This window comes from Pseudomonas sp. GW822-FHT06D10 (genome assembly GCF_058799535.1).
Genome location: NZ_JBXALN010000007.1, coordinates 90,312 through 106,026, shown reverse-complemented (window position 1 = coordinate 106,026; position 15,715 = coordinate 90,312). Strand labels below are relative to the sequence as shown.

General features: G+C 62.9%; 11 protein-coding genes. 2 read left to right on the top strand and 9 right to left on the bottom strand.

The window, feature by feature from the left end; genetic code table 11:
• Window positions 1–4: 4 nt before the first annotated feature.
• The 5 genes from AC1RL5_RS23230 to AC1RL5_RS23210 all read right to left on the bottom strand — a co-directional run bounded on the left by AC1RL5_RS23230 (window position 5) and on the right by AC1RL5_RS23210 (window position 8,493).
• On the bottom strand, window positions 5–700 hold the full coding sequence (locus tag AC1RL5_RS23230; RefSeq protein WP_011063574.1) for a GntR family transcriptional regulator: 696 nt from the start codon (window positions 698–700) through the stop codon (window positions 5–7).
• Window positions 701–735: 35 nt separating this feature from the next.
• Window positions 736–1,449 (bottom strand): FadR/GntR family transcriptional regulator, encoded by a 714-nt coding sequence (locus AC1RL5_RS23225; protein WP_041119954.1) that lies wholly within the window; start codon window positions 1,447–1,449, stop codon window positions 736–738.
• Between the two features lie 79 nt (window positions 1,450–1,528).
• Window positions 1,529–2,842, bottom strand: coding sequence for a C4-dicarboxylate transporter DctA (locus AC1RL5_RS23220; protein WP_015637104.1), 1,314 nt, complete (start codon window positions 2,840–2,842; stop codon window positions 1,529–1,531).
• A gap of 352 nt (window positions 2,843–3,194) precedes the next feature.
• Window positions 3,195–4,448 (bottom strand): serine hydroxymethyltransferase, encoded by a 1,254-nt coding sequence (glyA, locus tag AC1RL5_RS23215; RefSeq protein ID WP_041119952.1) that lies wholly within the window; start codon window positions 4,446–4,448, stop codon window positions 3,195–3,197.
• A gap of 196 nt (window positions 4,449–4,644) precedes the next feature.
• Complete coding sequence (locus AC1RL5_RS23210; RefSeq protein WP_072452984.1) at window positions 4,645–8,493, bottom strand: bifunctional diguanylate cyclase/phosphodiesterase; 3,849 nt, start codon at window positions 8,491–8,493, stop codon at window positions 4,645–4,647.
• A gap of 282 nt (window positions 8,494–8,775) precedes the next feature.
• Here AC1RL5_RS23210 and ettA point away from each other — a divergent pair, with 282 nt between their 5' ends.
• Both ettA and gdhA read left to right on the top strand, forming a co-directional pair.
• The gene (gene ettA / locus AC1RL5_RS23205) at window positions 8,776–10,440 is read left to right on the top strand and encodes an energy-dependent translational throttle protein EttA (protein ID WP_011063569.1); all 1,665 of its coding nucleotides are present in this window, start codon (window positions 8,776–8,778) and stop codon (window positions 10,438–10,440) included.
• A gap of 287 nt (window positions 10,441–10,727) precedes the next feature.
• Complete coding sequence (gdhA, locus tag AC1RL5_RS23200; RefSeq protein WP_041119950.1) at window positions 10,728–12,065, top strand: NADP-specific glutamate dehydrogenase; 1,338 nt, start codon at window positions 10,728–10,730, stop codon at window positions 12,063–12,065.
• 6 nt (window positions 12,066–12,071) lie between these two features.
• On the opposite strand, the gene AC1RL5_RS23195 is transcribed toward gdhA, so the two are convergent.
• The 4 genes from AC1RL5_RS23195 to AC1RL5_RS23180 form a co-directional block, all read right to left on the bottom strand.
• On the bottom strand, window positions 12,072–12,563 hold the full coding sequence (locus AC1RL5_RS23195) for a GreA/GreB family elongation factor (RefSeq protein ID WP_072452986.1): 492 nt from the start codon (window positions 12,561–12,563) through the stop codon (window positions 12,072–12,074).
• A 73-nt stretch (window positions 12,564–12,636) separates the two neighbouring features.
• Complete coding sequence (locus AC1RL5_RS23190) at window positions 12,637–12,993, bottom strand: hypothetical protein (protein WP_011063566.1); 357 nt, start codon at window positions 12,991–12,993, stop codon at window positions 12,637–12,639.
• A gap of 159 nt (window positions 12,994–13,152) precedes the next feature.
• Complete coding sequence (locus AC1RL5_RS23185; protein WP_492590085.1) at window positions 13,153–15,006, bottom strand: Lnb N-terminal periplasmic domain-containing protein; 1,854 nt, start codon at window positions 15,004–15,006, stop codon at window positions 13,153–13,155.
• A 92-nt stretch (window positions 15,007–15,098) separates the two neighbouring features.
• Entirely contained in the window at window positions 15,099–15,587 is a 489-nt protein-coding gene (locus AC1RL5_RS23180; protein WP_011063564.1) for a DUF3015 domain-containing protein, read from the bottom strand.
• Window positions 15,588–15,715: the final 128 nt, after the last annotated feature.

The following is a 15,715-nucleotide window of genomic DNA, read 5'->3' as shown; positions in this document are numbered from 1 at the left end:
GCGGCTACAGGCCGCCCAGCAGGCGCTGCTCCAGGTGCGCCAGGTGCTGGTTCATCAGGGTTTCGGCCTTTTCGGCATCGGCCTCCTGTAGTGCATCGATGATCTTCGAGTGTTCCTGCCAGGAGCAGTAGTTGCGGGCCTGGCCCTCGAACTGGGCGATGGCCAGTGAGGTCAGGGGCACCAGGCTGCCGAGGAACTGTGCCAGGGGCCCGTTGCCGGCGATTTCCGCCAGTTGCAGATGGAACTCCCCGGACAGGCGGATAGCCGGCCCGCGCTGGTCGCGGGCAATGGCCTCGCGCTCCTGGGCGATCAACTCGCGCAAGGGTTGCAACTGGCGCCGGGGCTGCTGGCAGGCCAGGCGCACCAGGGTGATTTCCGTCAGGCGCCGGGCATGCAGGATCTGCCGGGTCTGTTCCAGGTCCGGCGCCGCCACCTGGGGCCGGTAATTGGGCCGCAGGATCACCACTTGCTGATGGGAAAGCCGCGCCAGGACCTGGCGCACTATGCTGCGGCTGACGCCGAAGGCCTGCCCCAGGCTGTCTTCGGTGAAGCGGCTGCCGGGAGCGATGCGCTGTTCGAGAATGGCGTCGAAGATCTGCGGGTAGACATCATCCACCAGCAGCTTCCTTTCGCCCCGAGGGCGCCTTGGCAGGCTGGCCACCCGGGTGAAGGGATTGTTTTTCAGGGCGTAGCTGACCATGGCCTGTCTCCAGTCCGGTTGCTGACTCGGGGGGATTACTGGGCGCTGTTGCCCAGGTGATCGTCCGGGATATTCAGTTCGATGCCCATGCGCTGGCCTTCCTGGAGGATGTGCCGGCGCATCTCGGCGCTGGCCAGGGCGCTGTTCTTGTTGCGGATGGCCCGCACCACCGCCTCATTTTCTTCCAGGCGTTCGGCCAGGTGCTCCGGTGAATTGCGCAGGATCTGTGCACTTTGCTTGAGGGCATTGCTGGTCTGTTGCACCACGTTCTGGAAGATCGGGTTGCTGGTCAGGGTGAACAGTTCCTCGTGGAAGGCGATGTAGGCGTTGACCCCGGCTTCGCTGTCGCCGGCTTCAAGGGCTTCGCGCATGTCCATCAGGGTCAGGCGCAACTGGCCGACTTCCTTGCTGCTGATGGATTGCGCCACCAGGCCGACGATGAAGGGCTCCAGGGTGTAGCGCAGTTGCAGCACGTCTTCGAGGCTGGCCCCGGCCACTGCACTGTCGCTGCCCTGCGCTTCGTCCAGGGGGGTGTCCAGCACCACCACGCCTTTGCCGGGCATGGAGCGCACCAGGCCCAGGGTCTCCAGGACGATCACCGCTTCGCGCAGGCTGGGGCGGCTGATGCCCAGTTGCTCGGCCAATTCGCGTTGCCCTGGCAGCATGTCGCCGGAGCGCCACTGGCCGCGGGCCAGGGCGGCCCGGAGCTTTTCTACCACTGAATTCACCACTGTTGACGAGCTGATCACTGTTGACTCCATGAACGATTAATAGCGCGCTGTTGCCGCGCCGAGTGTTGTGCCTGCCGATGACAGGCACAAGATCGGGTCAAAATTCCTGCTGGTGGGCGCCGGTCACCGGTTTTCGGGCCTGGAAGGTGTAGCCCTGCTGGCCGCTGAGCACCTTGTTGGCCCGCTGCACGTCGATGTCCTTTTCCCAGCGGGCGATGGCGACGGTGGCCACGCAGTTGCCGATCAGGTTGGTCAAGGCGCGGCCAATGCCCATGAACCAGTCCACCGCCAGCACCAGCACCAGGCCCACCACCGGAATCGCCGGGATTGCAGTCAGGGTTGCCGCCAGGATCACCAGCGCCGAGCCGGGGATGCCGTGGGCGCCCTTGGAGGTGATCAGCGACACCAGAAGAATGGTCAAGAGGTCCGACATGGACAGCGGAGTGCCGGTGGCGTTGGCAATGAAGACGATGGCCAGGGTCAGGTAGATGGAGAAGCCGTCGAGGTTGAACGAGTAGCCGGTGGGAATCACCAGGCCTACGGTGGAACTGCCGATCCCCAGGTGTTCCAGCTTGCGCATGATCTGCGGCAGCACGGCGTCGGAGGAAGCGGTGCCGAGGACGATCAGCAACTCTTCGCGCAGGTACTTGAGAAAGGGCAGCATGCGCAGGCCCGACAAACGCATCACCAGGCCCAGGATCACCGCAACGAAGGCAAAGCAGGTCAGGTAGAACAGCCCCACCAGGCTGCCCAGGTGCTGCAGCGAATCCAGGCCGTACTTGCTGGTGGTGAAGGCGATGGCACCGAACACGCCGATGGGCGCCAGACGCACGATCATGCCCATGATGCGGAAGATCACATGGCTCAGTTCGTTGATCAGCCGGGAGATGCCCGAGGCGGCTTCACCCACCAGGTTAAGGGCGCTGCCGAACAGCACCGAGAACAGCAGTACCTGGAGGATGTTGTTCTCGGCGAAGGCACCGATCACCGAGGTGGGAATCAGGTCCATGAGGAACTGAGTGGTGGTGTGCATGTGCTGGCCACGCTGGGCGATGTCGCCCATGTCCGCGGTGGACAGTTGCTCCAGATGGATGTTGGCGCCGCTGCCGATGCCGGTGCTGAAGGCCATGATCAGGCCGATCACCAGGGCCACGGTGGTGAGGATCTCGAAGTAGATCACCGACTTGAGGCCGATGCGGCCGACCTTTTTCAGGTCGCCGGCACCGGAGATGCCGCTGACGACCACGCAGAACACGATCAGCCCGATCAGCATCTTGATCAGCTTGATGAAACCATCGCCTAGGGGTTTGAGCTGGGAGGAGTATTCGGGGAGGGTGAGTCCGCACACGATGCCGAGCATCAGTCCGAGGACAACCTGGAGGAAAATCGAACGCGAGCACCATCTGAGCATGGGGGGAATCCTGGTCGGTGTCCTGTCTGCCGTGCGCGGGGGATGCGCAGCGGATGGAGGACTTAATTATTGTGGTCTTACCGGTATGTCCAGTGCAGGCGCAGTCTACGCTCGGGTTTTATGGGTTTACAAGGGGGAGGGTGCAGATTGGCTTTACCGGTCTGACCAGTGGTTTTTCCTCCCCTGGCCACTGTAGCCGTTGTCGCAGGCTGCGATCGGCCGGACCAGCCGCCCGGGTATCCTGCGTTCGCAAGACCTCGCAGGCTCCTTTCACCGCCTGTCTGCGCGGCCCTGCGGGCACAAAAAAGCCCGGCACTGGGCCGGGCTTTTTCTGCTGCGGTCTGCGGGCTGATTAAGCGCCGTATACCGGCAGCTTCTTGCAGATGGCCTTGACCTTCTCACGCACGGCGTCGATCACCGCTTCGTTGTTCAGGTCCGCCAGGATGTCGCAGATCCAGCCGGCCAGTTCCTTGCACTCGGCTTCCTTGAAGCCACGAGTGGTCACGGCCGGAGTACCGAAGCGCAGGCCGGAGGTGACGAACGGGGAGCGTGGATCGTTTGGCACGGAGTTCTTGTTCACGGTGATGAAGGCTTTGCCCAGAGCGGCGTCAGCGTCCTTGCCGGAGATGTCCTGCTTGATCAGCGACAGCAGGAACAGGTGGTTCTTGGTACCACCGGACACCACGTCGAAACCGCGCTCGATGAACACTTCGGCCATGGCCTGGGCATTCTTCACCACTTGTTCCTGGTAAGCCTTGAACTCAGGCTGCAGTGCTTCCTTGAAGCAGATGGCCTTGGCGGCGATCACGTGCTCCAGTGGGCCGCCCTGGGCGCCAGGGAATACGGCGGAGTTGAGCTTCTTCTCGATGTCGGCGTTGGCGCGAGCTAGGATCAGGCCGCCACGTGGACCGCGCAGGGTCTTGTGGGTGGTGGTGGTCACGACGTCAGCGAATGGCACCGGGTTCGGGTAGACGCCAGCGGCGACCAGACCGGCCACGTGGGCCATGTCGACGAACAGGTAGGCACCGACCTTGTCGGCGATATCGCGAAAGCGCGGGAAGTCGAGGATCTGCGAGTAGGCAGAGAAGCCGGCCACGATCATTTTCGGCTTGTGCTCGACGGCCAGGCGCTCGACTTCGTCGTAGTCGATCAGGCCGTTGGCGTCGATGCCGTACTGGATAGCGTTGTACAGCTTGCCGGAGGAGGACACCGCGGCGCCGTGGGTCAGGTGACCGCCGTGGGCCAGGCTCATGCCCAGGATGGTGTCGCCGCCTTGCAGCAGGGCCAGGTAGACCGCGGCGTTGGCCTGGGAACCGGCGTGTGGCTGGACGTTGGCGTAGTCGGCGCCGAACAGCTCCTTGGCGCGGTCGATGGCCAGTTGTTCAACCACGTCGACGTATTCGCAGCCGCCGTAGTAACGCTTGCCCGGGTAACCTTCGGCGTACTTGTTGGTCAGTACCGAGCCTTGAGCTTCCATCACCGCTGGGCTGGTGTAGTTTTCCGAAGCGATCAGCTCAATGTGCTCTTCCTGGCGCTGAGCTTCTTGCTCCATGGCGGCAAAGAGATCGGCGTCGTACTTGGCAATAGTCAAATCACGGCTGAACATGGCGGTCCTCAAGGATCGGGGGCAGAAAAGGGAGGCATTCTAACCCAATGGGTTTTAGATGGCATATGAAAGGACATCATGTCGCAGACAAGTGGCCTTCACTTGGGTACGGGCTCGTGCAGGAGCTGGCTTGCCAGCGAAGAGGCCCCTGAGACCGCCTTCGCCGGCAGGCCGGCAATTACGCAAGCAGGAGATGTTAGTCGAACATGAACAGGGCGTCGTTGCTGAACTGCGCCTCGAAGCGGTTGGCCGGCATCGGCCGGCCGAACAGGTAGCCCTGGACCTCGTCGCAGCCATGTTCGCGCAGGAACTCCAGCTGTTCGTGGGTTTCCACGCCTTCGGCGATCACCGCCAGGTTCAGGCTGTGGGCCATGGCGATGATGGCGCGGGCGATCTGCGCATCCTGCTCGCCGGACGGCAGGCCGTCGACGAAGGTGCGGTCGATCTTCAGCACGTCGATGGGGAACTGCTTGAGGTAGTTCAGCGATGAGTAGCCGGTGCCAAAGTCGTCCACCGCGATGCTCAGGCCGAGGTTCTTCAGGCCATCGAGAATCTGCATCGCCTCGCTGACTTCGCGCATCAGGATACTTTCGGTCAGTTCCAGCTCCAGGCACGCCGGTGGCAGGCCGGTGTCCTTGAGGATGGTGGCGATGCGCATGCCCAGCTGGCCGTCGGAGAACTGCCGGGCGGAGATGTTCACCGAAACCTTCGGCACCCGCACCTTGGCCTGGTGCCAGGACTTGAGCTGGCGGCAGGCTTCACTGATCACCCAGTCGCCCACATCCACCACCAGCCCCAGTTCTTCGAGCACCGGAATGAAGTCACCCGGCGGTACCAGGCCGCGACGCGGGTGGCGCCAGCGCAGTAGCGCCTCGGCGCCGGTCAGGCGCTTGCCGTCGCCGCTGAACTGCGGTTGGTAATAAAGCACGAATTCTTCCTGCTCCAGGGCGTGGCGCAGGTCGCTTTCCAGTTCCAGGCGCTCCAGGGCGCTGGCGTTCATGTCCGCCTGGTAGAACTGGAAGTTGTTCTTGCCGCGTTCCTTGGCGTGGTACATCGCGGTGTCGGCGTTCTTCATCAGCTGGCTCAGCTCGTTGCCATCCTGGGGGCTCAGGGCGATGCCGATACTGGCGGTAACAAAGAACTCGCGGCCTTCGAGGACGAAGGGTTTGACCAGGCTGGCGAGAATCTGCTCGGCCACATGGATCGCCCGGTTCAGCGCCATCTCACGGCTGGAGCGCGGCTGCAGGAGCAGGGTGAATTCGTCGCCGCCCATGCGTGCCACGGTGTCGTCGTCATCGACGCAGCCCAGTAGGCGCGTGGCCATTTCCTTGAGCATGCGATCGCCGGCGGCATGGCCCAGGGAGTCGTTGATCGGCTTGAAGCGGTCCAGGTCGAGGAACATCAGCACCACCCAGGACTTCTGTCGTTCTGCCGATTGCAGGGCGGTGTGCAGGCGGTCCTGGAACAGGGTGCGGTTGGGCAGGTGGGTCAGGGCGTCGTAGTAGGCCAGGCGGTGGATGCGCTGTTCACTGGCCTTGCGTTCGCTGATGTCGCTGAAGAAGCACACGTAGCTGGCCAGGTCGCCTTCATCGTCGAGCACTGCGGTGATCCCGACCCACGCCGGGTAGTGCTCGCCATTGCGGCGCTTGAGCCAGACTTCGCCTTCCCAGGTGCTGTGCTGGTTCAGTTGCTTGAGTACATAGCGCAGGTGGGCTTCCTGCTGGTCGTCCACGGTGAGCATGTTCGGCAACTGGTCGAGCACCTGGGACACCGCGTAGCCGCTGACCCGGCTGAACGCCTCGTTGGCCTGGACGATATAGCCGGCGGGGTCGGTGATCAGGATCGCCGAGGTCGAGTGCTCGAATACCGTGGCCGCCATGCGCAGGTCCTTTTCCGCTCGGCGCTGCTGGCTGATGTCGCGGCCGACCCCGAGCACGCCCTCGAAGGCGCCATGCTCGTCCCACACCAGTACCAGGCGCAGTTCGATGGGGATCTTGCGGCCATCGGCCCGCAGGCAGTCGAACAGGAACAGCTGGGTCTGCACCTGGCTGCGCAATTGCGCCAGTTGCTCGGGTTTGTCCAGGGCCTTGCTGACCCGGTCCATGAGGGTATAGATGCCGCTCAGCTGCTGCGGGTTGGCGATGGTCGACTGCCAGCCGTTCTGGAAGATCCACTCCACGTCGTAGCCGAGCACCGCGTGCACCGAGGGGCTGACGTAGTTCAGCGAAAGCTTGCTGTCGGTGGAGAAGATCACGTCGCTGATGCTTTCGGCGAGCATGCGGTAGCGCTGCTCGCTGTCACGCAGGGACTCGCTGGCCTCGATCTGGTCGGTGATGTCCTTGGCCACGCCGATGATCCGCGTCACCTGGTCGTAGCGGTCCCGGGCCAGGGCCTGCTCGCGGATCTCGAAGCGCCGCCACTGGCCGCTGCGGTGGCGGAAGCGCAACTGGCATTGCAGCAATTGGGCATAGGCCGAGTGCCGCTGCTCCTGGCGCAGGCGGTGGTACAGGTCGGCGTCTTCCGGGTGCAGGAGGATTTCCCAGAAGTACTCGCCCATCTGGTGCAGCTCGGTCTTGTTGTAGCCCAGGGTCTGGCCCAGATGGTGGTTGCTGAAGATCATCCGCTGGCTGATCACATCCTGTACGTATAGGTGATCGGGTACGGTGCGCACCACGTCCGACCAGAACCCTTCGCGCTCCAGCAGTGAAAGTTCGATCAGCTTGCGGCTGGTGATGTCGCTGATGCTTAGGATCACCGCGCTGTAGTCCGCGATGGCCTCGGGCAGGCGCAGGACCAGCCACAGATGCTGGTCGTTGCCCTGGGCGTCGCTGAGCTTGATCTCCAGTTCCAGCTGTTTCTGCTGGTTGATCACGGCTTCGAGCAACTGGCTGCCGATGGCGTTGCCGTTCTTCGGGCTGCCTTCGATCAGCAGTTGCCAGGCCTGCTCGCTGGATTCGACGTTGAGCAGGCGCAGGGCAACCTGGTTGACCTCGGTGATGCGCAATTCACTGAGCAGTTGCAGGCGGTGGCCAGGGTCGCTGGCCTGCCAGCGCTTGAGTTGGTCGCTGTTGTGCAGGTTGTGCTTGTCGAGCAACCCTGGAAGCCCGGAGATATCCATGACGCACAAGGCCACGCCGGTGCCTTCGAAAATGTCCTGATAGCGCCGCCGGCCTTCGTGCAGTTGGCGCTGGCGCCGGCGCATGTTCAGCAGGGCGATCACCGGCAGCAGGGAGAAGGCCAGGCCCAGCAGGCACTTGCCAATGAAGGCCGGCAGCAGCGCCTCGAGCACGGCCCGCTGGTCGAACAGGCCGCGCAGTTGCCAGTCGCTGTTGCTCAGGGGCACCAGCAGTACGCTGCTGGCCATTTCGTCGGGATCCAGCATGCCTGGGGTCGAAGTGCTGCGCTCATCGCGCTTGATCACCTGGTGGCTGAGGCGGTTCTCGATCACCCAGGTGGGCTTGAAGCCTTCTTCGCTTTGCCGTACCAGGGTCTGCAGAAAGCTCGGAGCCAGGCGCAGGACCCAGTAGCCGCGGCTCCCGCCGCTGGACTGGTGCAGCAGGACATGCACCACCGAGCCATCGGCGGGGTTGCTGTAGTAGTAGCGTTGGGCATGGCTGCGCTGGACCAGCTCGGCGAGCCACAGGGCGTCCTGGCTATCGGTGGCGCTGTCGCTGAGGATCTGCCCCTTGCTGTCCAGCAGGGCAAAGCTGCGTACGTCTGGCAGCGAGCGCTGGAGTTTCTGAAGCAGTTGCTGTTGCTGCTGGCTGTCCTGCGGCGCCTCGATGATGGGCAGCAGATTGAGGGCGATCTGGGCGTTGAGCGCCAGGTTCAGGCTCAGGTGGTCGGCCAGGTCGGCGCTGTAGTCGATGGCATGCTGACGTTGGTCGTGGCGGGTCTGTTGCAGTTGATCGAGCAACTGCCAGAACAACAGGGCCAGCAGCAACAGCACCAGCGTCGCCAGTGCGCCTTTGAGTGTGCCACGCATAGGATAGGCCGGCCCGGGGGCAGCGGCGCGCGCGGGCTTTGGCGAAGTGACGTTGAACAAGCTGTGATCCTGCGGTTTGGCTGGGCTGGCGCGACGTGCACTATAAGCCGGACGCCCGAAGGGCGGCTAGCATGCCTTGAGTTGTGGCAAAGTGCCAGTCCCGCCTGGCTGGACCTGGATCGTGCATTGAGGTAGTTTTGCCGGTTACGCGGGAGCGTTCCAGCTCCAGACAATCAGGCTTTTTCCGCCCGTCGGTATTGATCATGGTCAATGCCGGCGCAGCGCATGGCCTGGCCCGGGCCCGGCCCGTTCTATTCATCTGTCACTGACGCTAGGTTCACCATGGCTCAATACGTCTTCACCATGCATCGGCTGGGCAAGGTTGTTCCGCCGAAGCGGGAAATCCTGAAAAACATCTCCCTGTCCTTTTTCCCTGGCGCCAAGATCGGCGTGCTGGGCCTCAACGGTTCGGGCAAGTCCACGCTGCTGAAGATCATGGCCGGCGTCGACACCGAGTTCGAGGGCGAAGCCCGCCCGATGCCGGACCTGAACATCGGTTACCTGCCCCAGGAACCCCAGCTGGACCCGGCCAAGACCGTGCGTGAAGTGGTCGAGGAAGCGGTCAGCGTGATCAAGGACGCCCAGGCGCGCCTGGACGAGGTCTACGCCGCCTATGCCGAGCCGGATGCCGACTTCGACAAGCTGGCCGCCGAGCAGGCCAAGCTGGAAGCCATCCTGCAGGCCAGCGACGGCCACAACCTGGAGCGCCAGCTGGAAGTGGCCGCCGACGCTCTGCGTCTGCCGGCCTGGGACGCCAAGGTCGAGCACCTGTCCGGTGGCGAGAAGCGTCGTGTGGCCCTGTGCCGCCTGCTGCTGTCGGCCCCTGACATGCTGCTGCTCGACGAACCCACCAACCACCTGGACGCCGACTCCGTCGCCTGGCTGGAGCACTTCCTCCACGACTTCCCGGGCACCGTGGTTGCGATCACGCACGACCGTTACTTCCTGGACAACGTTGCCGGCTGGATTCTGGAACTCGACCGCGGCGCCGGCATTCCTTACGAGGGCAACTACTCCGGTTGGCTGGAAGCCAAGTCCGACCGTCTGGCCCAGGAATCCAAGCAGCAGTCGGCCCATGAAAAGGCCATGAAGGAAGAGCTGGAGTGGGTGCGCAAAGGCGCCAAGGCCCGCCAGTCGAAATCCAAGGCTCGTCTGCAACGCTTCGAGGAAATGCAGTCCCAGGAATTCCAGAAGCGCAGCGAAACCAACGAGATCTACATCCCGGCCGGCCCGCGCCTGGGTGACAAGGTCATCGAATTCAAGAACGTCACCAAGGGCTACGGCGATCGCGTGCTGATCGACAACCTGTCGTTCTCCATGCCCAAGGGCGCCATTGTCGGCGTGATCGGCGGTAACGGTGCCGGTAAATCGACCCTGTTCCGCATGCTCATGGGCAAGGAAACCCCGGATTCGGGCAGCATCGAGATCGGTGAAACCGTGCAGCTTGCCTGCGTGGACCAGAGCCGTGAGGACCTGGACGGCAGCAAGACCGTGTTCCAGCAGATCTCCGACGGCTCCGACCAGATCCGCATCGGCAACTACGAGATCCCGTCGCGTACCTACGTCGGCCGTTTCAACTTCAAGGGCGGCGACCAGCAGAAGTTCGTCAAGGACCTGTCCGGTGGTGAGCGCGGCCGCCTGCACCTGGCCCTGACCCTGAAGGAGGGTGGCAACGTCCTGCTGCTCGACGAACCTTCCAACGACCTCGACGTTGAAACCCTGCGCTCCCTGGAAGAAGCCCTGCTGGACTTCCCGGGCGCCGCCATTGTGATCTCCCACGATCGGTGGTTCCTGGACCGGGTGGCCACTCACATCCTGGCGTACGAAGACGACTCCCAAGCGGTGTTCTTCGAAGGCAACTACACCGAGTACGAAGCCGATCGCAAGAAACGCCTGGGCGAAGCCGCAGCGCAACCGCACCGGGTACGGCACAAGAAGCTGGCCTGATCGGTTAACTGCTTGAAAAAACGGGGCCTTCGGGCTCCGTTTTTTTATGCCTGGCAGAAACCAAGGCGGTTAATTTTGGGGCGTGGCTCAACGTTCAAAGTGAGTGCAAAGCAGTCAATTTTTGTCACCAATTCGGTGCGTAAAACAGCTGAAGAACCGGGCTATTTATATTTATTGCACCATTTAAATTCATATCTGCGACATTTTGCGCTGTCGCGGTGCGGATTGAATTGATAAAGTCCCGGGCAAATCTCTTCTTAACGACAATAAATTTGCCGAGACTTCCCATGATCGAATCCGTCGAAGACTTCCTCGCCCGCCTGAAAAAACGCGACCCGGACCAGCCTGAATTCCATCAGGCGGTGGAAGAGGTCCTGCGCAGCCTCTGGCCGTTTCTCGAAGCCAATCCGCACTACCTGAGCTCCGGTATTCTCGAGCGGATCTGTGAGCCGGAACGCGCGGTGGTGTTTCGCGTGTCGTGGGTCGACGATCAGGGCAAGGTCCGGGTCAACCGCGGCTTCCGCATCCAGATGAACAGCGCCATCGGCCCGTACAAGGGCGGCCTGCGCTTCCATCCCTCGGTCAACATGGGCGTGCTGAAATTCCTCGCCTTCGAGCAGACCTTCAAGAACTCCCTGACCTCCCTGCCCATGGGCGGCGGCAAGGGCGGTTCGGACTTCAACCCCAAGGGCAAGAGCGACGCCGAGGTGATGCGCTTCTGCCAGGCCTTCATGAGCGAGCTGTACCGGCATATCGGTGCCGACGTTGACGTCCCAGCCGGCGACATCGGCGTGGGTGCTCGGGAAATTGGTTTCCTCTTTGGCCAGTACAAGCGCCTGAGCAACCAGTTCACGTCGGTGCTGACCGGCAAGGGCATCAGCTACGGTGGCAGCCTGATCCGCCCCGAGGCCACGGGCTTTGGCTGCGTGTACTTCGCCGAGGAAATGCTCAAGCGCCGCGGTGATCGGGTCGAAGGCAAGCGCGTGGCCATCTCCGGCTCCGGCAACGTGGCCCAGTATGCGGCACGCAAGGTCATGGACCTGGGTGGCAAGGTGATCTCCCTGTCCGATTCCGAAGGCACCCTGTATTGCGAGTCGGGCCTGAGCGAAGAGCAGTGGCTGGCGGTACTGGAACTCAAGAACGTGCAGCGTGGGCGTATCAGCGAGCTGGCGAGCCAGTTCGGCCTGGAGTTCCGCGCCGGCAAGACTCCGTGGGACCTGCCGTGCGATATCGCCTTGCCCTGCGCCACGCAGAATGAACTGGACGCCGAGGCGGCCCGTACTCTGCTGCGCAACGGCTGCACCTGTGTCGCCGAAGGTGCCAACATGCCGACCACTCTGGAGGCTGTGGATATCTTTATCGACGCGGGCATCCTCTTCGCCCCGGGCAAGGCGTCCAACGCCGGTGGCGTGGCGGTGAGTGGCCTGGAAATGTCGCAGAACGCCATGCGCCTGCTGTGGACCGCGGGTGAAGTGGACAGCAAGCTGCACAACATCATGCAGTCGATCCACCACGCTTGCGTGCACTATGGCGAAGAGAATGGCCGGATCAACTACGTGAAGGGCGCGAACATCGCCGGCTTCGTCAAGGTCGCCGATGCCATGCTGGCCCAGGGCGTGGTCTGAACCGTCTCAGGCCGGTTCGATGCGGATGATCTCGATCAACTGATTGCCCGCCGGCCTTTGCCACAGGACTTCGTCCCCCGGTTGTGCTCCCAGTAGGGCACGACCCAGGGGCGAGGCCCAGTTGATCAGGCCCCTGGCCGCATCCGCTTGATCCTCCCCCACCAATTGCACGCTGTGCTGGCGATCCTGTTCATCGGCGAAGGTCACCCGGCTGCCGATCTGCACCTTGTCGGTTGAAGTGGCCGTCGTCACCACTTGGGCGCTGTGCAGGCGCTGGGTGAAATAGCGCAGGTCGCGCTCAAGTTCGGCCATTCGCTGCTTGTCGGCGTCATCCCCCAGGTCGTTTTGCTCGCTGTGCTGGCTGTGCAGCAGGGCAACCCTGGCCTGCAATTCGGCAAGGCCCTGGGGCGTGACGTAATTGGGCTGGGCGCTGATCTGGCGCTCCACCGGCTGCTCGGCCTGGGCGGCTTGATCTTCATTGACGAAAGCGCGGCTCACGGTTTTCTCCTTGAAGGGAGGCGGGTGGACCATGGTTGCAGGCTTTTCACCTGGGCGGTTACCTGAAAGCGACCTACGGCGAGCGATAGGCCCGGGCCGCATCGCGGTCCTTTTCCTGCTGCCAGGCTCGCTCGCGCTCGTCCCAGTGCCGCTCTCGATACTCGTTGCGGTCCTGGTTCTCCAGCATGGCCTGGCATTGGCGGAAACCATCGTTCCAGCCTTCGGCGTATTGCGCGTCCTTGAGGTAGCGCGGTACGTCCTTGCGAAACTCTCCGCTCATGGAACCCGCCGCCTGGCGGCCGCTGACGCAGCCGGCATCGAAGCCATCGGCAAAGGCCGGCGGATAGCCCTGCGCCAGCAGATGCTCATGGGTTGATTCACAGCCACCGACTAGCGCCAGCAACAGCGCTGCCCACCCGTACCGCCACATTTTCGTCTCCCAGGCTTCCTCTGCATGAAGTCTAGAAGGGCGTTTGTCAGCAAGCCGTGAAAGCCGGGTGATCAACCTATTTATCCGTGGCCGCTGGTGCAGGCTGCGACAAGGTTCGCAGCACCTTCCAGGGCCCTTGAGAGCGGCCTCTGGCTGCCTTTAGTAGTGATACCACTTGAGTTCGAGCATGACCTCGTTGACCGGAGTCGCCAGTTGGCTGAACTCCCGCTGTGCGCTCAGGCGCAGGCCCAGGTTGCGCGACAGCTCCCACTGCTGGTTGAGGCTCAGGCTGCGGCGTACCTCGCCATTGGTGAAGTAGTCGCCCTTGGCCTCAAGGCTGAAGTTGCCCAGCGGGTTTTTCCACAGCAGCCCGGAGTTGAAGCCCGCTGCCGGGGCGATGAAACCGGCGAAGTCGGCGTTGTGCTCGACCCGTACCGTGCCCAGGACAAAGCCCAGGGTGTCCTCGCCCAACTGCCAGGTGCCGCCGGCCCCGCCGTTGACGTGGCTGACCAGGGTCTCGTCGTCGTGTTTGCCCGGTACTCGCTCCAGGCCGCCGGTGACCTGCCAGGACCAGGGTTGCAGCAGCTCGTTGCGTGGGGTCAGGGAACGGATGGTCGCCAGGTCCAACTGTTGCAACTGCCAGTGGTTGCCTTCGTACTGGCGCAGCTTCATCTGCAGGATCTCGATCTGCGCCCCCAGGGGGAAGCCTTCGGCGTTGTCGTTGAGGTCGTGATAGGCCATGCGCAGGCCGTACTCGGCGAAGGCCTTGTCGTCCCGGGTGCCGACTCCCAGCTGCCAGGTGCGCGACTGGTGGCCGTCTTCCGGCAGGCCGGGGCGCTGGATCTGCAGCTCCGGTGCCGGGTTCTGGTTGATTGCCCGCAGCAGTTCGAAACTGCGTTGCGAGCGCTGCGCATCTCGCTCCAGGCCGTTGGCCCGGTAGCGTTCAAGACGGTAGGCGGCATCCACGATCAAGGCCTGGCGATCCCGGGGCAGAGCCTTCAGCTCAGGGGCCTGCAATTGCTTCTGGTCAGCGCTGACCTTGAGCACCCATTGCTGTTCCTCCGGGTCCAGGGGCTGGGCGCGGCTCAGCAGCTCCCGCTCCCGGGACGGGCGATAGTCGATGCGTTCCACCAGCCCGGCGTCCTTGACTGCCTTGACCGTATCGGTAGGGATCGCCGTCAGCGGGAACTGTTCGGTCAGGCGCAGGCTAGGGCGCGCCACTTGCAGCAGTTCCAGGAGCCGGTAGGAGCAGTTTTCATCGAAGAAGAAGTAGTCGAACTTGATCTGCTTGAGTTCCCAGACATGCTCCACCATGCGTTCGGTTTCGGCCTGGGTCAGGTTCAGGCGGTACTCCCACAGGTCGCGGTTTTCCAGGCTGCGGTATTCCGAGAGCTTCTCCTGGTAGGGCACCAGAGCGAACAGCCCCGGATAGCCGCCCATCAGGCCTTTCCAGGCGTAGAGAATGCTGTTGTCCGAGCCCTCGATATAGGCCCCGAAGTTGATTGCGTAGCTGAGCAGCGCGGTGTTGTTGCTCTGTACGTCCGCCTGATCGATGCGCAGCAGGGTGTGGCCGAACATCGACGAGGGGCTGTTCAGGTAGGCCGCGGGAAAGATCATCACCGTGCTGTGGGGCGAGACATCCTTGAACCATTGCTTGAACTCGGCGCACTCCACCGGAGGCAAGTCATTCAGGCCCAGTTGCGCCTTGAGCCAGCGGGTGCGGGACGGATAGACGCACTGGGCATGCTGGTCACCCGCATCGGCGGGGGCGTAGAGGGCGTTCAGGGTCGCGGCCAGCTCAGCGTCGGGATGATGGGCACCGTCGGCAGCGAGGAAGAATTTCGGGTCGCTGACATAACTGCGCCAGCCGCCGAGCTTGGCAGTTTCGTAGTGACCTATGGATATCCAGAAGGGGTCATTGGCCAGTTGCTGCAAACGTTGAGGGTCGATGTGAGGCGCGGCATACAGCGGGGCGCAGACACAGAGCGCCAGGTAGGCAAGGCGTTTGAGCATGTTGGGCAACTTAAGTCGGAAATACAAAGACCCAAGGTGGGCAAGGTCCGGAAAATAAAACCCGCTCCTCGCGAGGAGCGGGTGGGGCGAGCTTAAGCTGGGGTTGCGTACTTGGCCAGGCGCGCGTCGTTTTTCAACACGGCCAGGGTATTGGTGTGCACATCTTCCGCGGTCACGTCAGCCTTGCTGAAGATCTGTTGGAAGTGCTCGTGGGTAACCGCGGCAAAGTGCGCGCGATCCTCAGGGGCTACACCGAGTACCACGGCGTAGGTGGTCAGGGCTTCGCCTTGACCCTTGGCCATGTCTTCGGAGAGCTCGTTCATCATGCCGTTCATGGCGAACCAGGACTTGCCGCCATAGGTCAGCGAGGCATTGGTCGAGCAGCCGTTGGTACCGGAGGTCATGCCGAAAGTGGCGTTGCCTGAGGTGCCGTTGGTGGTGGATGCGAGGAAGTGCGCCGGAGTGCCGCGTTGGCCTTCGAACAGCATGTTGCCCCAGCCGCAATCCGGGCCGCCTGGCGCCTGGGCCATGGCGTTGAGGGATACAGCGGTGAAAAGAGTACCGAGAAGAATCCGTTTCATAGCGTTGTTCTCTTTGTGTGCATACCAATGGACAGGGAGACTGGCCCATGTGGGCGCCAGTGGGCCGGTTATCTATCCAGCCGCGCAGTTTGGAGTTTAGGCAGGTTCCTCAGGTTCCGTAACTATTT